Below are 19,993 nucleotides of genomic sequence, written 5' to 3'. Positions count from 1 at the left end.
TGCCACCGCCCCCCCTACTTGCGGCCGAAGCTGTCGCGCGCCCGGCGGTAGAAGTCGGCATCCACGACAGCCTCGCCGGCCTCGAGCGCCAGGGATTCAATGCGACGCCGCACCGCAGGCCGCACGAAGAACGGCACCTCCCGCAGCAGCTGCTCGGCCTCATCGCTCCAGGAGATCGCGGGCTTCATCGGATCACAACACAGCACATGGACAATCGCAGGGCGGCCGGAGGCGCACCTGCCTGCGGAGGCAGATCGGGGCCGGCAGAGAGACGGAACCCCAGCTGGCGTAGGCGGAAATGGAGAATAGGGGACTCGAACCCCTGACCTCTGCGGTGCGATCGCAGCGCTCTACCAGCTGAGCTAATTCCCCCTGGTGGGTGCATTATTGCTCCCTCCCCCTCCCTCCGGCTCAGCCGGTGGCGGCTCCTGCAACCGACCCATGGGTTCCCCTTCCTCCAACGGTGGCGCCACGGCCGACGGCCGCACCACTGACAACGGGCGCGCCACCGCCATCTCCCCGGAGCTGCTGGCCAGCTTCGATGAGGCCAAGGCCGCGGAGCTCGCCCGCCGCCTCGAGGAGGACGACTACCCCACCCCCTTCGCCGGTCTCGACGACTGGCACCTGCTGCGGGCCCTGGCGATTCACCGCCCCGATCTCGCCGCCCCCTACGTGCATCTGGTGGATCAGGAGCCCTTCGACGAGGACTGACATCCATGTAGGCCTGCGGGCTGCTGCCGCAGGCGAGCCCTCAGGCGGGCACTGACTGCGGCGAACCCACCGACCTCCAAAGGAGAGGCGTGGGGGCAATGAAGCCGGCCATTTCAATCAGCGAATGGGGCCGTGGATCCGGTGGTGGCTCAGGCCGCCAGCCGGGGGGCGGCTCCATGCCCACCCTGCTGGCCCTCCTCGAGCTCGGCCAGGGCTTCGGCACCGGCTCCCTGGCTGAGCAGATCGAGGAAGGTGCGCAGCTGCAGCCGCGGGATGTAGGGCCAGCCGCCGCTGCGCTCCATTTCCGACAGCAGCCGGAACAGGTCATTGCGATCCGCCGGCAGGCTGGAGCGGAACGGGCCGTCCTGAATCGAGCGGTGCAGCTTCTCGAGGCTGCGGAGCAGCGCCAGCAGAGCCTCCGGCTGACCCTCCAGCTCCAGGGCCGCCTCCTCCAGCTGAGACAGCGGCTGGGCGATTGCGGGCAGCGGCTGCGCGGCAACCTGCTCAGAGGTGCTCTGAGACGCTTCAGCGCCGGCCGGACCGGACGGGATGGCGGGGGGAGTGCTCTGGCTCATCGCACTCTCATACAGGATGTTGAGAGGGGCTGCAAGCACTCTGGGCTGGCGGTTTGCCACCGGTAGGATCCCGGCCAGCCCAGTTCCCGTTCCGTCCCTGCGGCTTCTCCCCATGCGTTTTCGTCCCCTGCTGGCCCTGGTGCTGGCCCTGTGTCTCACCCTGGTGACCGCATGCAGCGGCGGGGCCAAGGCTGTCGATCGGGGCAACCTCACCTACGACGACATCCACAACACCGGCCTGGCGAACAACTGCCCCACCCTGCCGGATTCGGCCCGCGGCTCCATCGCCCTCAACACCGGCGGCAAGTATCAGCTTCGGGAGCTGTGCCTCCACCCCTCCGAGGTGTTCGTGAAGGGTGAACCTGCCAACAAGCGCCAGGAAGCGCAGTTCGTGGCCGGCAAGATCCTCACCCGCTACACCACCGCTCTTGACCAGGTCTACGGCGATCTGAATGTTCAGGGCGACGGCATCACCTTCCAGGAGCAGGGTGGTCTCGACTTCCAGCTCGTCACCGTGCTGCTCCCCGGAGGTGAGGAGGTGCCCTTCGTGTTCTCCAGCAAGCAGCTGAACGCCACCGCGGATGGCGCCGCCCTCTCCACCAGCACCGACTTCAGCGGCTCCTACCGCGTTCCCAGCTACCGCACCTCCAACTTCCTCGATCCCAAGGCCCGCGGCCTGACCACCGGGGTCGAGTACGCCCAGGGCCTGGTGGGCCTCGGCGCTGACAGCGAGGGCATCGAGCGCGAGAACATCAAGCGCTATGTCGACGGCACCGGCACCATGGAGCTGTCGATCACCAAGGTGGACAGCTCCACCGGTGAGTTCGCCGGCGTGTTCACCGCCATTCAGCCCTCCGACACCGACATGGGTTCCAAGGATCCCCTCGACGTGAAGATCACCGGTGAGCTCTACGGCCGCCTCGACCAGGCCTGATCCTTCCCACCACGGCTGCCGCCAGAACGGCAGATCCTCCGGGGGCCGCAAGGCCCCCTTTTTGATGGCGCAGCCGCGAGCGCTCCAGTGGGCTGCCCGAGCCCGGCCATCCCCGGTGAGCAGGGCGGCCAGGGCCGGCACATCCCCGGTCCTCAAGGGAGCTCCCCTCAGCGGAGCCTGCCCGCACCAGGCGTCCCGAAGCCGGCGGCGGCCCCTACCCCGGCGGTGTCAGCCCCCCTTCCGGGTGGTCCGGTCTGGGAGAATCCCCCGACTGCTCGCTGCCGCGTCTTCCGATGTCCCTCGCCGAAGCCAGTCCCACCGCCGCCACGGGTCTGATCGCTCCCCACGGCGGTGTGCTGGTGGATCTGATGGTGCCGGACGCGGAGCGCGACGCCGTCCGCAGCGGCATCGACCGGCGCGTCGAATGCTCCGACCGCAACGCCTGTGACGTGGAGCTCCTCGTGGTGGGCGGCTTCTCGCCCCTGCGCGGCTTCATGCATCAGGAGGACTACGAATCGGTGGTGAGCGGCCATCGCACCAGCAGCGGCCTGCTGTTCGGCCTCCCGATCGTGTTCGACACCGACGACGCCACCATCGCCATCGGCGACCGCCTGCTGCTCACCTACCGCGGCCAGGAGCTGGCGGTGTTCACCGTCGAGAGCCGCTGGGAACCCGACAAGGTGAAGGAGGCCAAGGGCTGCTACGGCACCACCTCACTCGAGCACCCGGCCGTGCGCATGATCGCCACCGAGCGCGGCCGCATCTATCTCGGGGGCCGGGTGCAGGGCCTCGAGCTGCCCCGCCGCGTCTTCCCCTGCCGCACCCCGGCCGAGGTGCGTTCCACCCTGCCGGCCCGCGAGGACGTGGTGGCCTTCCAGTGCCGGAACCCCATCCACCGGGCCCACTACGAGCTGTTCACCCGCGCCCTCGACGCCACCAACGTCAGCAAGGGAGCCGTGGTGCTGGTGCATCCCACCTGCGGCCCCACCCAGGACGACGACATCGCCGGCGAGGTGCGCTTCCAGACCTACGAGCGCCTGGCCGCCGAGGTGAACAACCCGCGCATCCGCTGGGCCTACCTGCCCTACTCGATGCACATGGCCGGCCCGCGCGAAGCGCTGCAGCACATGATCATCCGCAAGAACTACGGCTGCACGCACTTCATCATCGGCCGCGACATGGCCGGCTGCAAATCGAGCCTCACCGGCGACGACTTCTACGGCCCCTACGAGGCCCAGGACTTCGCCCGTGACAACGCCCCCGAACTCGGCATGGAGACGGTGCCCTCACTCAACCTCGTCTACACCGAGGAGGAGGGCTACGTGACCGCCGAGCACGCCGAGGCCCGCGGCCTGCATGTGCGCAAGCTGAGCGGCACCCAGTTCCGCCAGATGCTGCGCGGCGGCGAGGAGATCCCCGAATGGTTCGCCTTCCGCAGCGTCGTCGAGGTGCTGCGGTCCGCCGCCTGAGACTCAGGAGCCCGGGGCAGCGGCCGGTGCGCCGCCCTGCCCTGCAGCTCGGTTAACGTTACGTAACTTCCTTCTCACCCCGGAGACCGCCCCGTGAAGAAACGCTGGCGCAACGCAGGGCTCTATGTCCTGCTGGTGATCGTCTTCCTGGCTGTCGGCACCGCCTTCCTCGATCGTCCCGCCCCGGCCAACGCGCCGCGCACCCTGCGCTACAGCGACTTCATCGAGGCCGTTCAGGGCAATGAGATCTCCCGCGTGCTGATCTCGCCCGATCGCGGCACCGCTCAGGTGGTCGAGAACGATGGCCAGCGCGCCCTGGTCAACCTCGCCCCCGACCGCGACCTGCTCAAGATCCTCACCGAGCACAACGTCGACATCGCCGTTCAGCCCAGCCGTGAGCCGGCCGCCTGGCAGCAGGCCGTCGGTTCGCTGATCTTCCCGCTGCTGCTGCTCGGTGGCCTCTTCTTCCTGCTGCGCCGCGCCCAGGGCGGCGGCGGCAACCCCGCCATGAACTTCGGCAAGAGCAAGGCGCGGGTGCAGATGGAGCCCCAGACCCAGGTCACCTTCGGCGATGTGGCGGGCATCGAGGGCGCCAAGCTCGAGCTCACCGAGGTCGTCGACTTCCTCAAGAACCCCGATCGCTTCACCGCCGTCGGCGCCAAGATTCCCAAGGGCGTGCTGCTGGTGGGCCCTCCCGGCACCGGCAAGACCCTGCTCGCCAAGGCCGTCGCCGGTGAGGCGGGCGTGCCCTTCTTCTCGATCTCCGGCTCGGAGTTCGTCGAGATGTTCGTCGGTGTCGGCGCCAGCCGCGTGCGCGACCTGTTCGAGCAGGCCAAGAAGAACGCCCCCTGCATCGTGTTCATCGATGAGATCGACGCGGTCGGCCGCCAGCGCGGCGCCGGCCTCGGCGGCGGCAACGACGAGCGGGAGCAGACCCTCAACCAACTCCTCACGGAGATGGACGGCTTCGAGGGCAACAGCGGCATCATCATCGTGGCCGCCACCAACCGCCCCGACGTGCTCGACGCGGCCCTGATGCGCCCGGGCCGTTTCGATCGCCAGGTGGTCGTCGACCGCCCCGACTACGCCGGCCGCCTCCAGATCCTGGGCGTGCATGCCCGCGGCAAGACCCTCGCCAAGGACGTCGACCTCGACAAGGTGGCGCGCCGCACCCCCGGCTACACCGGCGCCGACCTGGCCAACCTGCTCAACGAGGCCGCGATCCTCGCTGCCCGGCGCCAGCTCAGCGAGATCTCGATGGATGAGGTCAACGACGCGATCGAGCGCGTCATGGCCGGCCCCGAGAAGAAGGACCGCGTCATGAGCGAGCGCCGCAAGCGCCTGGTGGCTTACCACGAGGCCGGTCACGCCCTCGTCGGCGCCCTGATGCCCGACTACGACCCGGTGCAGAAGATCTCGATCATTCCGCGCGGCAACGCCGGTGGCCTCACCTTCTTCACCCCCTCCGAGGAGCGGATGGAGTCGGGTCTCTACTCGCGCGCCTATCTCCAGAACCAGATGGCCGTCGCCCTCGGCGGCCGCGTCGCCGAGGAGATCGTCTACGGCGAGGACGAGGTGACCACCGGCGCCTCCAACGACCTGCAGCAGGTGGCCCGCGTCGCCCGCCAGATGGTCACCCGCTTCGGCATGAGCGACAAGCTCGGCCCGGTGGCCCTCGGCCGCAGTCAGGGCGGCATGTTCCTCGGCCGCGACATCGCCGCTGAGCGCGACTTCTCCGAGGACACCGCCGCCGCCATCGACGAGGAGGTGAGCCAGCTGGTGGCCGAGGCCTACCGCCGCGCCACCGAGGTGCTCACCGGCAACCGCCCCGTGCTCGATGAGCTGGCCGAGATGCTCGTGGAGCGCGAGACCGTCGACGCCGAGGAGCTGCAGGAGCTGCTGATCCAGCGCGACGTGCGCGTCGCCAGCTACGTCTGAAGCGGAGCCGAGTCGGCGCCGGCACCACCGCCCCGCCTTTGATGGCAAAGCCCCCAGGCCTGTTCCTGGGGGCTCTTGTTTTGGCAGGGCCGGCCCTCCCATGAGCGGGTGAGACGCGCACCATGGACAGGCCTCACGCGGATGCGTGCGCTCCAGAGGCCCCCGGCGCTTCAGGATGAAGGGATGCCCAGCGCCGAGTCTCTGATCCAGTCCCTGCGGGCGCAGCCGCTGCTGATCGTGCTGCGCCCCGGCGACCCACTGCAGGCAGAGCCCGCTCTGAAGCGCCTGCAGGCCCTGGGGCTGCGCCACGTGGAGATCGCCTGGCAGCAGCGGCCGGGCTGGGCTGAGCAGATGGCGGAGCTGATCCAGCGGTTTCCCGCGCTCGAACTGGGAGCCGCCTCCGTCTGCAAGCCGCAGGGGGTGGTGGAGGCCGCCGCAGCCGGCTGCCGCTACGCGGTGTCCCCGGTGCTCGATCCGGCCCTGCAGCAGGAGGCGGCCCGCCGGGATCTGGTGCTCGTGCCTGGTGTGATGAGCCCCAGCGAGGTGCACCACGCCCGGCAACTCGGCTGCGCGATCGTGAAGCTGTTCCCGGCGGTGAGCGTCGGCCCAGGCCACTGGCGGCGCCTGCGGGGGCCCCTGGGAGCAGCACTGCCGTTCTGCATCGCCGCCGGCGGTCTCACGTCCGCCGATGTGCGGCCCTGGCTGGAGGCCGGCGTGGATGCGGTGGCACTGGGCTCAGGGCTGGGGGCCCTGGAGGAGGAACCCTGGCTGGAGTTGCTGGCGGCGCTGGGCACAGCCCCTGACGCCGGCGATCTGGTGGGCTGCTGTGAGCGAGCCCCGGCCGATCTGTCTTCCAATCCAGCCCATCTGAAGGGCTTCGGCGCGCGTTGAAGCATGGCGCTGCTGCTCGACAACGGCCCCTGGGTGTCGCTGTTCAGTTGTCGTTTGCCTTCAGGAGCAGATCAGGCCATGGACGCCAGACGATCCCGCTGCTCTGCCCTGTCTGATCCACACGGCCCCCGCCCATGAGAGACGTCTGCAGGCCCTCCTACTGGAGCTGTTGAGAAGCCCAGTCCAGCAATTCTCCGGCAGCCTGGAGAGCTGCCTCGCCATCCTCAGGGCCGAAAACATCGGCAGGCAGCTCGTCTCCCAGCGCATCCGGGTAACGGGTGGGGGCATACAGCTTGTCGAGAACGCGGGCCTGACGCTGCCAGCGCACGGCGAGCTCTTCGTCGAGCGTGCGCAGCAACGCGGTGAGCGAATGGCTGCGCAGATCACGGTCTTCTGCGGCCAGCAGGGCCTTGATCGCCTTCTCTCCCACCTGCTGCGACAGGAAGCAGGCCTGGGCGGACTGACCCGCCGCCTGCAGCAATCGTGCCGCCCGCAGATCATCCTCGGCCTGGCGGATCCACAACCGGGCCCGATGGCGTGCGCTCTCCAGGCTCATGGGAAGCGACTGCCAGCCAGCAGTGGAATCGCCTCAGACCGCACCGATCGCCAGAACGGGGCATCGCCATGGCGAGCCAGGAGCTGAGCGGAGGTGACCAGCGGCTGCAGCGGCAGCCTGCAGTCCTGCAGTGCCTCCAGCACCGCCTCGTAGGCCTCGAGCAGACGGCGGTCGCCCAGGCCCATCACGAGCAGATCGACATCCGAACGGCGGCTGGCGGTGCCCCGCGCCCAGCTGCCGAACAGCCAGAGGCCTTCCGGCCGCACCTGTCGCACCAGGGTTTCCAGAGCCGGCAGCAGTTCGCTTCGCAGGCCCTCCGGCAGGTTCCCAGCCTGGATGCCGCCTTCTGGTGTTGTCATCTGGGCATTATCGATCGGTTGGGTCAGCCGAGAGCCCAGGATGCGATCCAGATTGACGCTGCCCTGATCCCCACGGAGATCCGCTCACCAGAGGCTGCACTGCCCCTGCTGACGCAGCAGGTGATCAGCCAGCACCAGCGCCACCATCGCCTCCACCATCGGCACGGCCCGCGGCAGCACGCAGGGGTCGTGGCGGCCCTTGGCGGCCAGGGTGGTGGCGTTGCCCTCCGAATCGATCGTCTGCTGCTCCTTGCGGATCGTGGCGGTGGGCTTGAAGGCCACCCGAATACGACCCACCGGTGGGTTGCCCACGACGCATTCAATCACTCAACTGCAGGAGTCGCCCTCGCGGCTGATCGCCTCGATCCGCTCGGCGGCGTGAGCGCTGCCGCCCCATCTACAGGGCCATCCGAGGGGACTGCATTCTGGAGGACATGGGGTGGTCAGTGGGGCATCGCCATCTGTGAGGGCCGCTCAGTTCCTTGGCGGCTCGTCCCCGTCGCGGCTGAGCTGGCGGATGTAGTCGGCTTCATCGGCCTGCCGATCGGAGCGGCGAGCGCGCCACTGACATCGGCGTTTCAGGGAGATCTGCCAGGAATCCAACAGCGAGAGATCGGAGTCTTTCGCCTTGGCAAAGATCGCGAAGCCAAAGGCCAGTGCCAGGCAGGAGAGGGCGTTGAGCAGCAGCTCGGGGAGCAGCCGCAGCGGATTGCTGCCTGGAAGGGCGTTTCGCTGGCGCTGGAGTTGCGCCTGGGCCTGATCGAGGGCGAGGGAGGACTGGGCCTTGAGCACCGGCAGCGGCAGAGCCAGTTCAGCCGGGGAGATGGTGGGGCCGCTGAGGGCCTGGAAGCTGGCGCTGAGATCGGCGCTGCTGCTGGCCTGCCGGGCAGCCTGCCGCAGTTGCTGCACCTTCGCCTCGGCCCGAGCCAGGCGGCTGAGCTGCTCAGCGTTGCCGCTGCTCTGGAGCCGCAGGGAGGCGCTGATCAGCAGGGGGGCCAGCAACAGAAAACCGAAGGCGGCGCCAATCGCCAGCTGGGCGAAACGCTGCTGGCGCTTCCTGATGCGCGGATCTTCAGGATCCAGATGCCGGGCCAGCTGCAGCAGCGCCAGGGCGGTGAGTGGCAGGGTGCCCGCATTCAACAGCACAGCGCCGAAGCGGCGCTGCCAGGCGGGATCCAGCAGCTGGATGGGGAAGAGGCTGCCCAGTACCAGCACGACGAAGAGCACCACGAACACCAGCGCCAGGCGGCTGAAGTTGCGCACGGACATGGGGAGCAGCAGGCGGGAGACCAAGACAGACCGGCTCCGCAACCCAGCCGGCGAGCCAGGCTGGAGAGCCAAACAACGGAGCCACCAAAACCAGGGATGGCGACCAACCAATAAAAAAGCCCCGACGAGGCAGGGCCAGACAAGCAAATGGAGCGAAACTTCAAGCCTGGGGGCGGGAGCCATCGCGTAGACGCGCTCTCAGGCGACGGCTGTGCGCGAAGGCTGCCGCAGCGCCGAGAAGGGGTAACGGGCCTGGAACGCTGGCAGCGGCAGGAGAAAATGACAAGGTTGAACTGGCTGAATCCAGGACACCAGTAACTCCGCAGTCGATAGCATCGAACAAATCCAGAAACGAAACACCAGGCACACCAGTTCCGCATACCGAAGTGTCATTCAGCGCCAAGGCAGTAAATTGATTGATCAATCCAAAGAAATCAGAGGAAAGAATTTGCCCACCGCCAACAGTAAATGAACTAGATAACATATCGGAAGGGGATATTGATATTGGCGTCGGACCCAGGCCGAGCGCGGCGGGGTACGAATCGATCGTAACCAAAGAGGCCGCGAACGTGCCGTCGCCATCGGGCAAGGTGATGCTACCTTTGACCGTACCGGGAACAGCGCCATCTACATTCATAAATTCATAGTTAAATAGAGCGGCTTTCGCTTGGGTTGCGCTCAGAAGTGATGCCACGAAAAAGGAAGCAATAGTGACTTTTGAGGGCTTCATTTAACTGAATATTCCAAACTAAGCTTACGGCTTGCTTTTTTTTGGGGGGGGTATGTGCCAGATCTCAGGGCGAACAATCTTCGGATTTCTTTACCGCAAGCAAGCGGTTGGGCCGTGGACCTGAGCATTTCATGACGGAAGCGAGCCTGCCATCGCGGGGGAAATCCCCTACGCGCCTTCTCGGTGTCATCGACGCAGGCGACAGTCGAGAAGCGTGAATTTGCACACCGTTTTGCAGCGGATGCGATGGCTGCCAGTGCAGAGGTGGAAGGCTCCGAGCCGTTGATGGCGTTCGGGACCCCTGCTCTGGCCTTGGATTTACCGGATCGCTGCAACTCCCGGATCCGTGCCGCTGGGCCAGTGGGCCTCGAATCCAGATCAGCTGCTGCCGAGGCTCTTAGCCTGAGCGCAGCGACCGATCGGTCCATGCTTGCCCCGTCGAATCCCAGGGAGACGCCGAGCGCCACGCCGGTGCGCCCGGGCACCCTGAGCCCCGATCAACCCTTCGGCGCCCTCACCCTGCCCGTGGCGCTCACCACCAGCCTGCGGCTCAGCCCCGAGCAATTCGAACAGCTCTGCCAGGCCAACCCCGAGGCGGTGCTGGAGCTGGCTGCCGACGGACACCTGATCGCCATGACACCCACCGGCGGTGACACCGGCGCCCGCAACGGCGAGCTCTTCTTCCAGATCAAGGCCTGGGCCCGGGCCCAGGGCGGTTGGATGGCATTTGACAGCTCCACAGGCTTCCGGCTCCCCGATGATGCGGTGCTCAGCCCCGACACCTCCCTGGTGGCCCTGGATCGCTGGCAGGCTCTCACGCCCGAGCAGCGCCGCCGGTTCCCCCCTCTGCCCCGATCTGGTGGTGGAGCTGGCGAGCCCCAGCGATGAAGGCCCCCGAGGGCTCACCGCCCTGCGCCAGAAGATGACCGCCTACCAGCGCAACGGCGCCCGCCTCGGCTGGCTGCTGATCCCGGCCGAACAGGCCGTGGAGGTGTGGGGACCGCTGGAAGGCGGTGCGCATGGCCGCCGGATCGAGGCCGCCAGCCGGCTGCAGGGGGAGCGAGAGTTTTCGGGGTTGGTGATCGATCTGGAGCCGATCTGGGCGGAGTGAGGCCGGTGCCTCGACCCTCCCCCTCATCACCAGAGGCTGCACTGCCCCTGCTGACGCAGCAGGTGATCAGCCAGCACCAGCGCCACCATCGCCTCCACCATCGGCACGGCCCGCGGCAGCACGCAGGGGTCGTGGCGGCCCTTGGCGGCCAGGGTGGTGGCGTTGCCCTCCGAATCGATCGTCTGCTGCTCCTTGCGGATCGTGGCAGTGGGCTTGAAGGCCACCCGCAGGCGGATCTCCTCGCCGTTGCTGATGCCGCCCTGGATGCCGCCGGAGTTGTTGGTAGCGGTGCGCAGGCGGCCGGCCTCGCTGGGCAGGAAGGCGTCGTTGTGCTCGCTGCCCCTGAGCAGCGTGCCGCCGAAACCCGAGCCGATCTCGAAGCCCTTGGTGGCCGGCAGCGACATCACCGCCTTGGCCAGATCCGCCTCCAGCTTGTCGAACACCGGCATGCCCAGGCCGACGGGCGGGTTGCGCACGATGCACTCGATCACGCCGCCGCAGGAATCCCCCTCGCGGCCGATCGCCTCGATCCGCTCGATCATCCGCTCGGCGGCCTCCGCGTCGGGGCAGCGCACGATGTTGCTTTCGATCGCCTCCAGGCTCACCACCGCCGGATCAATCTGGGCCTCGATCGTGTGGATGCGCTGCACCCAGGCCAGCACCTCCGTGCCGCCCGCTCTGGCCAGCAGCTGCTTGGCGATGGCGCCTGCCGCCACCCGGCCGATCGTCTCGCGGGCCGAGGCGCGGCCGCCGCCGCTGCGGGCCTGGATGCCGTACTTGGCCTGGTAGGTGGCATCGGCATGGGAGGGGCGGAAGGCCACCGCCATCTCCTGATAGTCCTGGGGGCGCTGATCCTTGTTGCGCACCACCATCGCGATCGGCGTGCCCAGCGTCACACCATCCAGCAGGCCGCTGAGGATTTCGACGCGGTCGTCCTCCTTGCGGGGGGTGGTGATTTTGCTCTGGCCTGGCTTGCGGCGATCGAGCTCGGCCTGGATGGCCTCGAGATCCAGAGCCAGCCGCGGCGGGCAGCCATCGACGATGACGCCCACTCCGCCTCCGTGCGACTCACCGAAGGTGTGGATGCGGAAGAGGGTGCCGAAACTGCTGCCCATGGGCCGTCTGCGCTGAGGCTGAGCCTACAAACGCAGCCCGGCCGGCCTGCCAGGCGCCCTGCTTAGCGTCAGGGGCCCTCCGCGAGCCTCGAGCCTTGCGCAAAGCCGAGCGGGCGGCCCTCATCCTGCGGCGCCTCGACGAGCACTATCCCGAGACACCGGTGCCGCTCGATCACAGCGATGCCTTCACGCTGCTGATCGCGGTGCTGCTCAGCGCCCAGTGCACGGACAGGAAGGTGAACGAGGTGACGCCGGCCCTGTTCGCCGCTGGCCCGACGCCGGCGGCGATGGCGGCCCTGAGCGAGGAGACGATCCTGGGCCACATCCGTCAGCTGGGGCTGGCCCGCACCAAGGCGAAGAACGTCAGACGGCTCTCGGAGCTGCTGCTGGAGCGCCACGGCGGCGAGGTGCCGCGCAGCTTTGAGGCGCTGGAGGCCCTGCCGGGCGTCGGTCACAAGACCGCCAGCGTCGTGATGGCCCAGGCCTTCGGCGTGCCGGCCTTCCCGGTGGACACGCACATTCACCGCCTGGCGCAGCGCTGGGGCCTGAGCAGCGGCGAGAGCGTGGCCCGCACCGAGACCGATCTGAAGCGCCTGTTCCCCCGAGAGGCCTGGAACAGGCTGCACCTGCAGATCATTTTCTATGGCCGCGAGTACTGCACCGCCCGCGGCTGCAACGGCACGGTCTGCCCCCTGTGCCGCGAGCTCTATCCAAACCGCCGCCGGCCGGTGCTGACCCAGAAGGCCTGATCAAGCCGCTCTGAGGTCCGACAGGCATCGGGAACGCTCCGCGTCGGGGATGCACTGCCACCCATCCGGGATCTGCAGTGGCCGGTGGCCTGCTGCCCCCCTTCCGGGACGCGGCGACAAAAATGCCCCCTCCGAGGAGGGGGCCCGAGCTCAACAGAGCGTTGAGGGTTGGAAAAATCCCGAGGATCAGCCGATGACCGGAGCGGTCAGCGCCACAGGCGTGGCCTCAGCAGCAGCCAGGTCGAGCGGGAAGTTGTGAGCGTTGCGCTCGTGCATCACTTCCATGCCCAGACCAGCGCGGTTCAGGATGTCCGCCCAGGTGTTCAGCACACGACCCTGCGAATCAAGGATCGACTGGTTGAAGTTGAAGCCGTTCAGGTTGAAGGCCATCGTGCTCACGCCCAGGGCAGTGAACCAGATGCCGATCACAGGCCAGGCAGCCAGGAAGAAGTGCAGGCTGCGGCTGTTGTTGAACGAGGCGTATTGGAAGATCAGGCGACCGAAGTAACCGTGGGCAGCCACGATGTTGTAGGTCTCTTCCTCCTGGCCGAACTTGTAACCGTAGTTCTGGGACTCAGACTCGGTGGTTTCACGCACCAGGCTGGAGGTCACCAGCGAACCGTGCATGGCGGAGAACAGGCTGCCGCCGAACACACCGGCCACACCCAGCATGTGGAAGGGGTGCATCAGGATGTTGTGCTCAGCCTGGAACACCAGCATGTAGTTGAAGGTGCCGCTGATGCCGAGGGGCATGCCGTCGGAGAAGGAGCCCTGACCGAAGGGATACACCAGGAACACAGCCGAAGCAGCGGCCACAGGGGCGCTGTAGGCAACGCAGATCCAGGGGCGCATGCCCAGGCGGTAGGAGAGTTCCCACTCACGACCCATGTAGGCGTAGACGCCGATCAGGAAGTGGAACACCACCAGCTGGTAAGGACCGCCGTTGTACAGCCACTCGTCGAGGCTGGCGGCTTCCCAGATGGGATAGAAGTGCAGGCCGATGGCGTTGCTCGAAGGAACAACGGCGCCGGAGATGATGTTGTTGCCGTACATCAGCGAGCCGGCAACGGGCTCACGGATGCCATCGATGTCCACAGGGGGAGCAGCGATGAAGGCGATCACGAAGCAGATGGTGGCGGCCAGCAGGCAGGGGATCATCAGCACGCCGAACCAGCCCACGTAAAGGCGGTTGTTGGTGGAGGTGACCCACTCGCAGAACTGCTGCCAACCGGAAGCGCCGGAGCGCTGCTGGAGAGTGGCGGTCATGAGAACGGTTGAGGTGGTGCCCCGGTGCCGGCGACAGGACAGACCTGAACGCAGACAGAGAGACGGGAATGAAGGGGCGGGTTCCCGCCCGACGGCAATGTAACGGATCTTTGCGGCGTTTGTGAAGGAGCCGTCATGAAGATTTCCTGAGCGGGGCGGGAGGCCCCGGATCCGCCTCTGGGCATGGGTGTTCCGGGCGCCGCGCTGCTCGTTCGGCTCGCTCCATCCGGCCCCTGCAGGCGCCCCACCCACGCGGGGGCCATGGCCGATCCCGGGGCTGCAACCGGCCTCAGCGCGCCATGGCGGCAGACCATCCCGAGGCCCCCGTTCCCTCGCCTGCGATCCGCCGTCGCTCGCACCTGTCCGTGGCAGGCCGCGGGATCGGCGCCGAGTTCGGCCGTCCATCCACAGCTCCCCACGGCAGAGCACCCGGGGCCTGTCTGGTCAAGCCCAGGCCGGGCTGCTAGGAGGTAGCCAGACCGGGCTCGATCCGCTGATGACCAAGCGCGCCGCTCCGCTCCTGCGCAACAGCCTGCTGGTGCTGCCCCTGCTCGCCGCGATGGCCCTGAGCGGATGTGAGAGCAAGGGCAACGAGCAGAGCCGCCGCATCGATCAGCTGGTGCTCAAGATCCAGCAGCTGGAGACGCGGATCAACCAGATCTCCGGCCAGGTGAGGCAGCCGCAGCAGGGGCCGCGCGTGCCGAAAGGGGCGATCAAGTCGCTCACCTACCGCACCGCCGAGGACGGCAACCGTCTCCGCATCTACTGGGCCGACGGCAGCCAGACCGATCTGGAGTGCAACCAGGAACAGGCGACCCTGGCCTGCGGCTGAGGCGCTGGCCTACGTCTGAGACTCTGGCGTGCGGCTGAGCCCATGGGCGGCGGCCGTCTCAGCCCCCGGCACGCTCCAGGCGCCGGGCCATCGCCTCCAGCGCTTCTGCCCAGGCGGTTTCCCCGTCCCAGACCTCGCGCTGCGTGAGGCTCAGGGCGATGCCCTTCTCGCCGTAGGCGGCTTCGTTGATGAACACCGGCCAGACGACACGATCCTCCAGACCGGTCGGGGGCACGTAGGCAAGTGTGGCCCCCTCGCCATCCAGAAACAGAGGATCCCCCTGCTGCAGCGGCTGCCAGTCGCGACCCAGGCGTTCGGGATGCAGCACCGCGGCCGGTGAACCATCGGCGTGACGAGGCAGATCCAGGCTGCCGAGGTGGCGATGCACCACCAGCTGCGGCGGCAGCCGCAGCGTCCCCAGCGCCGCCCGCTCCAGGGCCGCCAGGCCACTCTCCAGCCCCAGCCTGGTCTGCCGCAGGATCGCCGGCGCCAGCACCCCCTGGGGCACGGGTCCCACCTCGATCACCAGGCCGCAGGGCCAGCGCTCCACCAGATAGCCCGTCTGGCGTGCATCGGCCTCATGCAGATACACCGGCAGGCCCAGATCGCCCTGCACGGCGGCCGCCAGCGCCAGATCCGCCGGCCGGCGGCCGTAGACCACCAGGCTGTTGCCCATCGCGGCGGTGGTGCTGTGCAGATCGAAGGCCACCAGGCAGGGCGTCGTGCCCGTGGGGCCGCAATCGGCGAGCAGCTGGCGGGCCCGCTCCACCTCCAGGGCCACCGGTTCCGTGGCCTGCAGCAGCGCCGGATCGAAGCTGCGGTTGAGATCGCGCTCCAGGTAGCGGCGGCAGGCGGCCCGGGCGGCGGGATTGCCCAGGCGCCACTCCACCACCAGTTCGGTGTCGGGTGCGCTGCGGGGGTCCCGCTGCCAGCGATCCAGCAGCCAGGGGGCGTTGATCTCATTGCCATGGGTGCCGGCCACCACCAGCACGCGGCCCACCGCCCGTGTGTCCTTCACCTCGATGCCCATCGTCGCCACCGCCCGGACCTGCGCCAGCCTGGCGCAGGAGCGCCAGAGTGAGGCCATGGCCCCTCCCGCCCTTCTGATCCGCACCGCCCGGGAGCTCTGGCACTGCCAGTGGCGCCAGCTGATGGGAGGCCTTGGACCGGCCGACGACCAGGGCCGCTACCGCAGGCCGGCCAGCCCCTTCACCACCCTGCCTCCTGTGCCGGACGACGCGGGCGAGCCGGGCGCCCACGTGCTGATCGTCGGGCGCAGCTGCCCCTGGGCACACCGGGCCGCCCTGGTGCACAGCCTGCGGGGTCTGGCCGCCACGATCGAACTGCTGGTGGTCGATCCCGACCCCCAGGCGGGCCGCTGGCGCTTCAGCGAGCCCTTCGAAGGCTGCGACACCCTGGCCGCGCTGTATCAGCGCAGCGGTGCGGCCCGCGGCACCCGCGCCACGGTGCCGGTGCTCTGGTCGCGCCGGCAGGGAAAGGTGGTGGTGGGGGAGAGCGCGCGGTTGATCGAACTGCTCGACCTCTGGCCCTCGCCATCCCCGCTGCGGCTGGATCCACCGGAGCGCCACGAAGCGATCCGCCGCTGGCGCGAACGCCTGCAGAGCGCGGTCAACGACGGGGTGTATCGCTGCGGCTTCGCCCGCAACCAGGCCGCCTACGACGACGCGGAAGCTGACTTCTGGCAGACCCTTGAGGCCGCCGAGGAGACGCTGCAGGCGCAGGCGGCTGGGATCCCGACGCCGCAACCGATGGGGAACCTGAACAGCGCGCAGCCCGACCCGGCCGGGACGTCCGCAGGGGCGGGATCGGCAGAACGGGAGCAGCCCTCGGGAGACCCACAGGGCCCGGCCTCGCCTGGCGGGCCCTGGCTCGCCGGTGGCCCCACCCCGAGCCTGGCGGATGTGCAGCTGTTCACCACGCTGGTGCGCCTGGAGCTGGTCTACGGGCCCCTGTTCGGGGTCAGCCGGCGCCCGCTCTGGCAGCTGCCGGCCATCTGGGACTGGCGGCGCCGCTTCCACGCACTGCCCGGGGTGGCCGCCACCTGCTTCCCTGAGGCCTGGCGGCGCGACTACTTCGGCGCCCTGTTCCCGCTCCACCCCTCGGGCATCATCCCGGCGGGCCCCGACCTGGCCTCGCTGCTCTCGGCCATGCCCCCCTCCAATCCCCTCGCCACCTCCCCCCTCGCGGAGGCCCCCCAGCCATGAGCTCCTCCTCCCCGCCCGGCCCCGCCGCCTCCGATCCTGTGTTTGAGGGGATGTTCGGCACCTACACGATCACCGAACGGGACCGCCGTGAGGTGCTCGGCTACCGGCTGGCGCTGACGGCGGTGGCCGTGGCGCTGCTGGCGCTGCTGCTGCAGTGGCAGCAGTGGGGCCCGGCCCTGACCTGGCCCTGGCTGCTGCTGATGGGCGCCGGCCTGGGTCTGGCGCTGCGCTGGATTCACATCTATCTGCGGCCATTGCACCGGGCCCTGCAGCTGTTCTGGCTGCTGGGCTGCCTCGGCGCCGCCGCCCTGGCGTTGCGCGTCGGCCCGGACGCCCTGCTGCCGACGCTGGCCGCCCAGCCCCTGTGGATCCTGGCGGTGGGACCGTTCTTCGCCGCTCTCACCGGCATCGGCTTCAAGGAATTCTTCTGCTTCCGCCGCCCCGAGGCGATCGGCGTGACGCTGCTGCTGCCCGTGGCCCTGCTGGGCCGCCTCAGCGGCCTGCTGGCAGCAGAACCCACCGGTGCCCTGCTGCTCGCCGCGGCCGCCCTGCTGCTGGTGCTCTGCCTGCGCAAGTTCCCGATGGAGGCCGCCGCCGATGTGGGCGACAAGAGCGTGTTCGAGCATCTCGCCCGCCAGCGCGCGGCGACCGGCTCCCGGAGCGGAGCGGCCGCATGAGTGCCATCTCCCTGGTGGGGGTGCGCAAGGACTTCGGCATCCGCACCCTGTTCGACAACCTCACCCTGCACCTCGGCGAGCGCGAACGGCTAGGCCTGATCGGCCCCAACGGCGCCGGCAAATCAACGCTGCTGAAGCTGCTGGCCGGCCTGGAGCCCCCCGGGGCGGGCGAGCGGCGGGTGGACCCGCGCAGCCGCGTCGTGCTGGTGAGCCAGGAGCCCGAGATCGATCCGGAGCGCACGGTGCTCGAGCAGGTGTTCGCCAGCAGCGGCGAGAAGATGGAGCTGCTGCGCCGCTACACCGAGGTCAGCGCCGCCCTGGCCCACGCCCATGAGCACGGGCAGGACGACACGGCCCTGCTGGCCGAACTGGGCCAGCTCAACGCCCGCATGGACCAGAGCCAGGCCTGGGGCCTGGAGCAGCAGATCCGCGAGGTGCTCGACCGGCTCGGCATCGATGACGTCGGCCGCCGGGTGGGCGATCTCTCCGGCGGCTACCGCAAGCGGCTGGCCCTGGCGGCGGCGCTGGTGGCCGACCCGGATGTGCTGCTGCTCGATGAGCCCACCAACCACCTCGACGCCGACGGCGTGCAGTGGCTGCAGGGCTGGCTGCAGCGCTTCAGCGGCGCCCTGGTGCTGATCACCCACGACCGCTACGTGCTCGATCAGGTGACCGAGCGGATCGTCGAGGTGGACCGGGGCGAGGCGCGCGCCTACAGCGGGAACTACGCCTATTACCTGCAGCGCAAGGGCGAGGAGGAGGCCGCCGCCGCCGCCAGCGAGGCCAAGCTGCGCGGCGTGCTGCGCCGCGAGCTCGAATGGCTCAAGCGAGGCCCCAAGGCCCGCAGCACCAAGCAGAAGGCCCGTATCCAGCGGATCGAGGCCCTGCGGGAGACCCCGAAGCGCCAGAGCAAGGGGGAGCTGAGCCTGGCCAGCGAGCGGCGGCGCCTGGGCAGGCGGGCGATCGAGATCGAGGCGCTGAGCGTCTGGGCCAGCGACGAGGCTCGCCAGGCCGGCGCCGAGCCGCTGCTGCAGGACTTCACCTACGACTTCAGCCCCGAGGACCGGGTGGGGATCATCGGCCCCAACGGCTCGGGCAAATCCACCCTGCTCGATCTGATCGCCGGCCGCCGCCGGCCCCAGCTGGGGCGGGTCGAACTGGGCAGCACCGTCAAGCTGGCCTGCTTCGACCAGCACAGCGACACCGCCCTCGACGGGGTGGATGCCGCCGGCCGCGAGCGCAAGGTGATCGACGTGGTGCAGGAATCCGCCAGCCGCGTCGAGCTGGCGGGCAGCAGCCTGACGGCCTCGCAGCTGCTGGAGCGCTTCCTGTTCCCGCCGGCCCAGCAGCACCAGCCGGTGAGCCGTCTCTCAGGCGGCGAACGGCGCCGGCTGCACCTCTGCCGGCTGCTGATCGAGGCACCGAACGTGCTGCTGCTCGATGAGCCCACCAACGACCTCGACGTCCACACCCTGGCCGTGCTGGAGGACTTCCTTGAGGACTTCCGCGGCTGTGTCGTGGTGGTCTCCCACGACCGCTGGTTCCTCGATCGCACCGTCGATCGGCTGTTCAGCTTCCAGGGCGGCCGGCTCGAACGGTTCGAGGGCAACTACAGCGCCTATCTGGAGCGGCGGCAGGGCGAGCGGAGGAGCGCTCGCGAGGCGGCCGGATCTGCTCCCCAGGCGCCTGCAGACCGGGCCGACACGGCAAGGCTGGAGACCCAGGGCAGCCCGGCCACCAGGGCCGCCGCAGACGAGGCCACCGCTGCAACGGCCGCTCAGGAGCAGCCCCCCCGACGCCGCAGCTACGGCGAGGGCCGCGAACTGGCAAGCCTGGAAGCCGAGCTGCCGCAGCTGGAGAGCCGCCGGCAGGAGCTCGAGCAGCGGCTGGCCGATCCCGGCGCCGCGGACCACCGCCAGCTCGAGGCCCTCTCCCAGGAACTGGCCGAGCTCCTGGAGCAGATCAGTGCCGCCGAGGAGCGCTGGCTAGCGCTCAGCGAGCTCACGGCCTGAGCGACGGCGGCGGCAGGCATGGGTGACCTCCGCCTCTGCGGGAGCACCGCGACCGCTGCCGGGTGAGGCGGCGCCGGCGTCACAGGAGCGGGGCGGCAGGCCGCAGACCGGTCCGGCGGGATCGGGCAGGCGCCAGGGCTGCTGCCGCACCGGCTCACCGGACGCTTCCGCCTGCTTCATGGCGGTGGGCTTGTAATCGACCGCGCTGCGATGGGCCGCCATCTGATCGCCCATGCGGCGCAGATAGAGATCCTGATACCAGCTGATCCGGCTGTGTTCGTAGGCCTCGCAGGCCTCCTGCGGCGAGCCGAAGCGCTGGCTGACCATGCCGCTGGGGGCGCACTGTTTCCAGTCGAGCACCTCCTCGAAGGCCAGCCCCCGCCGCCACTGGCGCTGCTCGGAGAGATAGCAGTGATCCTCCGGACCATTGATCCAGAACAGACGCCCGTTCTCATCGATGAAGTGACGGCCGCGCCGTTTGCGGATGCGGGTCATGGGCACACCTGCCAGGACAGTCCACTTCGGTGCTAGCAGCGGCAGACCGCAAGGCGCCATCGTTGCGGTTGGCTACGGA

The 19,993-nt window shown here is 68.9% G+C and carries 22 protein-coding genes, 1 tRNA gene and 1 pseudogene; 12 read left to right on the top strand and 12 right to left on the bottom strand.

The genetic code is table 11. The annotated features are described in order from the left end of the window. Window positions 1–14: 14 nt before the first annotated feature. Both H8F25_RS10910 and H8F25_RS10905 read right to left on the bottom strand, forming a co-directional pair. On the bottom strand, window positions 15–188 hold the full coding sequence (locus tag H8F25_RS10910) for a PCP reductase family protein (protein WP_370525728.1): 174 nt from the start codon (window positions 186–188) through the stop codon (window positions 15–17). Window positions 189–299: 111 nt separating this feature from the next. After that, window positions 300–372 (bottom strand) — tRNA-Ala (locus H8F25_RS10905). Window positions 373–441: 69 nt separating this feature from the next. Between H8F25_RS10905 and H8F25_RS10900 the strand changes: the two genes are divergently transcribed. After that, on the top strand, window positions 442–711 hold the full coding sequence (locus tag H8F25_RS10900; protein WP_197210431.1) for a DUF2555 domain-containing protein: 270 nt from the start codon (window positions 442–444) through the stop codon (window positions 709–711). Between the two features lie 149 nt (window positions 712–860). On the opposite strand, the gene H8F25_RS10895 is transcribed toward H8F25_RS10900, so the two are convergent. Then, complete coding sequence (locus H8F25_RS10895) at window positions 861–1,286, bottom strand: hypothetical protein (protein ID WP_231596776.1); 426 nt, start codon at window positions 1,284–1,286, stop codon at window positions 861–863. A 112-nt stretch (window positions 1,287–1,398) separates the two neighbouring features. On the opposite strand from H8F25_RS10895, the gene psbO reads away from it, so the two are divergent. The 4 genes from psbO (at window position 1,399) to H8F25_RS10875 (ending at window position 6,518) form a co-directional block, all read left to right on the top strand. Continuing rightward, complete coding sequence (gene psbO / locus H8F25_RS10890; RefSeq protein WP_197210430.1) at window positions 1,399–2,220, top strand: photosystem II manganese-stabilizing polypeptide; 822 nt, start codon at window positions 1,399–1,401, stop codon at window positions 2,218–2,220. A gap of 293 nt (window positions 2,221–2,513) precedes the next feature. After that, on the top strand, window positions 2,514–3,689 hold the full coding sequence (gene sat, locus H8F25_RS10885; RefSeq protein WP_197210429.1) for a sulfate adenylyltransferase: 1,176 nt from the start codon (window positions 2,514–2,516) through the stop codon (window positions 3,687–3,689). A gap of 93 nt (window positions 3,690–3,782) precedes the next feature. Further along, on the top strand, window positions 3,783–5,627 hold the full coding sequence (gene ftsH3, locus H8F25_RS10880; protein ID WP_197210428.1) for an ATP-dependent zinc metalloprotease FtsH3: 1,845 nt from the start codon (window positions 3,783–3,785) through the stop codon (window positions 5,625–5,627). 183 nt (window positions 5,628–5,810) lie between these two features. Then, window positions 5,811–6,518: a bifunctional 4-hydroxy-2-oxoglutarate aldolase/2-dehydro-3-deoxy-phosphogluconate aldolase gene (locus H8F25_RS10875; RefSeq protein ID WP_197210427.1), complete on the top strand. Its 708-nt coding sequence runs from the start codon at window positions 5,811–5,813 to the stop codon at window positions 6,516–6,518. Between the two features lie 157 nt (window positions 6,519–6,675). Here H8F25_RS10875 and H8F25_RS10870 read toward each other — a convergent pair whose 3' ends face one another. The 5 genes and pseudogenes from H8F25_RS10870 to H8F25_RS10850 form a co-directional block, all read right to left on the bottom strand. Continuing rightward, window positions 6,676–7,074 carry a HEPN domain-containing protein gene (locus H8F25_RS10870; protein WP_197210426.1) on the bottom strand — a complete coding sequence of 133 codons (399 nt, stop codon included), beginning with the start codon at window positions 7,072–7,074 and terminating at the stop codon, window positions 6,676–6,678. Next, complete coding sequence (locus H8F25_RS10865) at window positions 7,071–7,433, bottom strand: nucleotidyltransferase domain-containing protein (protein ID WP_197210425.1); 363 nt, start codon at window positions 7,431–7,433, stop codon at window positions 7,071–7,073. Before H8F25_RS10865 ends, H8F25_RS10870 begins: the two co-directional genes overlap by 4 nt. Window positions 7,434–7,517: 84 nt before the next feature. After that, window positions 7,518–7,742: pseudogene (locus tag H8F25_RS10860) on the bottom strand (chorismate synthase); the annotation flags it as partial. Between the two features lie 165 nt (window positions 7,743–7,907). Then, window positions 7,908–8,702, bottom strand: a complete 795-nt coding sequence (locus tag H8F25_RS10855) for a hypothetical protein (RefSeq protein WP_231596775.1) — start codon at window positions 8,700–8,702, stop codon at window positions 7,908–7,910. A gap of 160 nt (window positions 8,703–8,862) precedes the next feature. Next, window positions 8,863–9,432 carry a hypothetical protein gene (locus tag H8F25_RS10850; protein ID WP_197210423.1) on the bottom strand — a complete coding sequence of 190 codons (570 nt, stop codon included), beginning with the start codon at window positions 9,430–9,432 and terminating at the stop codon, window positions 8,863–8,865. Between the two features lie 426 nt (window positions 9,433–9,858). Between H8F25_RS10850 and H8F25_RS18170 the strand changes: the two genes are divergently transcribed. Then, a complete protein-coding gene (locus tag H8F25_RS18170) occupies window positions 9,859–10,320 on the top strand; it encodes a Uma2 family endonuclease (RefSeq protein ID WP_370525726.1) in 462 nt (153 codons plus the stop codon). Further along, window positions 10,292–10,543: a Uma2 family endonuclease gene (locus tag H8F25_RS18165; protein ID WP_370525725.1), complete on the top strand. Its 252-nt coding sequence runs from the start codon at window positions 10,292–10,294 to the stop codon at window positions 10,541–10,543. Before H8F25_RS18170 ends, H8F25_RS18165 begins: the two co-directional genes overlap by 29 nt. A gap of 26 nt (window positions 10,544–10,569) precedes the next feature. Here the strand turns inward: H8F25_RS18165 and aroC are convergent, their stop codons facing one another. Then, window positions 10,570–11,658, bottom strand: a complete 1,089-nt coding sequence (gene aroC, locus H8F25_RS10840) for a chorismate synthase (protein WP_197210422.1) — start codon at window positions 11,656–11,658, stop codon at window positions 10,570–10,572. Window positions 11,659–11,753: 95 nt separating this feature from the next. Here aroC and nth point away from each other — a divergent pair, with 95 nt between their 5' ends. Next, window positions 11,754–12,407 carry an endonuclease III gene (nth, locus tag H8F25_RS10835; RefSeq protein ID WP_197210421.1) on the top strand — a complete coding sequence of 218 codons (654 nt, stop codon included), beginning with the start codon at window positions 11,754–11,756 and terminating at the stop codon, window positions 12,405–12,407. A gap of 186 nt (window positions 12,408–12,593) precedes the next feature. On the opposite strand, the gene psbA is transcribed toward nth, so the two are convergent. After that, window positions 12,594–13,673, bottom strand: a complete 1,080-nt coding sequence (gene psbA, locus H8F25_RS10830) for a photosystem II q(b) protein (RefSeq protein WP_197210420.1) — start codon at window positions 13,671–13,673, stop codon at window positions 12,594–12,596. A gap of 496 nt (window positions 13,674–14,169) precedes the next feature. Between psbA and H8F25_RS10825 the strand changes: the two genes are divergently transcribed. Next, the gene (locus tag H8F25_RS10825; protein WP_231596774.1) at window positions 14,170–14,505 is read left to right on the top strand and encodes a hypothetical protein; all 336 of its coding nucleotides are present in this window, start codon (window positions 14,170–14,172) and stop codon (window positions 14,503–14,505) included. A 58-nt stretch (window positions 14,506–14,563) separates the two neighbouring features. Here H8F25_RS10825 and H8F25_RS10820 read toward each other — a convergent pair whose 3' ends face one another. Further along, window positions 14,564–15,535 (bottom strand): aspartoacylase, encoded by a 972-nt coding sequence (locus tag H8F25_RS10820; protein WP_197213750.1) that lies wholly within the window; start codon window positions 15,533–15,535, stop codon window positions 14,564–14,566. Window positions 15,536–15,590: 55 nt separating this feature from the next. Here H8F25_RS10820 and H8F25_RS10815 point away from each other — a divergent pair, with 55 nt between their 5' ends. Genes H8F25_RS10815 through H8F25_RS10805 form a run of 3 tightly spaced genes read left to right on the top strand, consistent with a single transcriptional unit; the run spans window position 15,591 to window position 19,419 of the window. Next, complete coding sequence (locus H8F25_RS10815) at window positions 15,591–16,730, top strand: glutathione S-transferase C-terminal domain-containing protein (RefSeq protein ID WP_231596773.1); 1,140 nt, start codon at window positions 15,591–15,593, stop codon at window positions 16,728–16,730. Then, the gene (locus H8F25_RS10810; RefSeq protein ID WP_197210419.1) at window positions 16,727–17,407 is read left to right on the top strand and encodes a DUF2301 domain-containing membrane protein; all 681 of its coding nucleotides are present in this window, start codon (window positions 16,727–16,729) and stop codon (window positions 17,405–17,407) included. The genes H8F25_RS10815 and H8F25_RS10810 overlap by 4 nt, the downstream gene beginning before the upstream one ends. Beyond that, window positions 17,404–19,419 carry an ABC-F family ATP-binding cassette domain-containing protein gene (locus H8F25_RS10805; RefSeq protein WP_197210418.1) on the top strand — a complete coding sequence of 672 codons (2,016 nt, stop codon included), beginning with the start codon at window positions 17,404–17,406 and terminating at the stop codon, window positions 19,417–19,419. Before H8F25_RS10810 ends, H8F25_RS10805 begins: the two co-directional genes overlap by 4 nt. Here the strand turns inward: H8F25_RS10805 and H8F25_RS10800 are convergent. Then, entirely contained in the window at window positions 19,393–19,914 is a 522-nt protein-coding gene (locus H8F25_RS10800) for a hypothetical protein (RefSeq protein ID WP_197210417.1), read from the bottom strand. The two genes, H8F25_RS10805 and H8F25_RS10800, sit on opposite strands and share 27 nt — an antisense overlap. Between the last annotated feature and the right edge of the window lie 79 nt (window positions 19,915–19,993).

This window comes from Synechococcus sp. CBW1004 (assembly GCF_015840715.1).
GTDB lineage: Bacteria > Cyanobacteriota > Cyanobacteriia > PCC-6307 > Cyanobiaceae > Cyanobium.
This window is presented reverse-complemented; position numbering and strand designations above follow the sequence as displayed.

What these genes read in the sequence shown, in the direction of transcription:
- H8F25_RS10865 (WP_197210425.1), bottom strand. Translation starts at nt 7,433, where the DNA reads ATGACAACACCAGAAGGCGGCATCCAGGCTGGGAACCTGCCGGAGGGC.
- H8F25_RS18170 (WP_370525726.1), top strand. Translation starts at nt 9,859, where the DNA reads ATGCTTGCCCCGTCGAATCCCAGGGAGACGCCGAGCGCCACGCCGGTG.
- H8F25_RS10805 (WP_197210418.1), top strand. Translation starts at nt 17,404, where the DNA reads ATGAGTGCCATCTCCCTGGTGGGGGTGCGCAAGGACTTCGGCATCCGC.
- H8F25_RS10855 (WP_231596775.1), bottom strand. Translation starts at nt 8,702, where the DNA reads ATGTCCGTGCGCAACTTCAGCCGCCTGGCGCTGGTGTTCGTGGTGCTC.
- H8F25_RS10810 (WP_197210419.1), top strand. Translation starts at nt 16,727, where the DNA reads ATGAGCTCCTCCTCCCCGCCCGGCCCCGCCGCCTCCGATCCTGTGTTT.
- H8F25_RS10850 (WP_197210423.1), bottom strand. Translation starts at nt 9,432, where the DNA reads ATGAAGCCCTCAAAAGTCACTATTGCTTCCTTTTTCGTGGCATCACTT.
- H8F25_RS10815 (WP_231596773.1), top strand. Translation starts at nt 15,591, where the DNA reads ATGGCCCCTCCCGCCCTTCTGATCCGCACCGCCCGGGAGCTCTGGCAC.
- H8F25_RS10825 (WP_231596774.1), top strand. Translation starts at nt 14,170, where the DNA reads ATGACCAAGCGCGCCGCTCCGCTCCTGCGCAACAGCCTGCTGGTGCTG.
- H8F25_RS10820 (WP_197213750.1), bottom strand. Translation starts at nt 15,535, where the DNA reads ATGGGCATCGAGGTGAAGGACACACGGGCGGTGGGCCGCGTGCTGGTG.
- psbA (WP_197210420.1), bottom strand. Translation starts at nt 13,673, where the DNA reads ATGACCGCCACTCTCCAGCAGCGCTCCGGCGCTTCCGGTTGGCAGCAG.
- H8F25_RS10900 (WP_197210431.1), top strand. Translation starts at nt 442, where the DNA reads ATGGGTTCCCCTTCCTCCAACGGTGGCGCCACGGCCGACGGCCGCACC.
- H8F25_RS10895 (WP_231596776.1), bottom strand. Translation starts at nt 1,286, where the DNA reads ATGAGCCAGAGCACTCCCCCCGCCATCCCGTCCGGTCCGGCCGGCGCT.
- H8F25_RS10870 (WP_197210426.1), bottom strand. Translation starts at nt 7,074, where the DNA reads ATGAGCCTGGAGAGCGCACGCCATCGGGCCCGGTTGTGGATCCGCCAG.
- H8F25_RS10800 (WP_197210417.1), bottom strand. Translation starts at nt 19,914, where the DNA reads ATGACCCGCATCCGCAAACGGCGCGGCCGTCACTTCATCGATGAGAAC.
- psbO (WP_197210430.1), top strand. Translation starts at nt 1,399, where the DNA reads ATGCGTTTTCGTCCCCTGCTGGCCCTGGTGCTGGCCCTGTGTCTCACC.
- H8F25_RS10910 (WP_370525728.1), bottom strand. Translation starts at nt 188, where the DNA reads ATGAAGCCCGCGATCTCCTGGAGCGATGAGGCCGAGCAGCTGCTGCGG.
- H8F25_RS10875 (WP_197210427.1), top strand. Translation starts at nt 5,811, where the DNA reads ATGCCCAGCGCCGAGTCTCTGATCCAGTCCCTGCGGGCGCAGCCGCTG.
- sat (WP_197210429.1), top strand. Translation starts at nt 2,514, where the DNA reads ATGTCCCTCGCCGAAGCCAGTCCCACCGCCGCCACGGGTCTGATCGCT.
- aroC (WP_197210422.1), bottom strand. Translation starts at nt 11,658, where the DNA reads ATGGGCAGCAGTTTCGGCACCCTCTTCCGCATCCACACCTTCGGTGAG.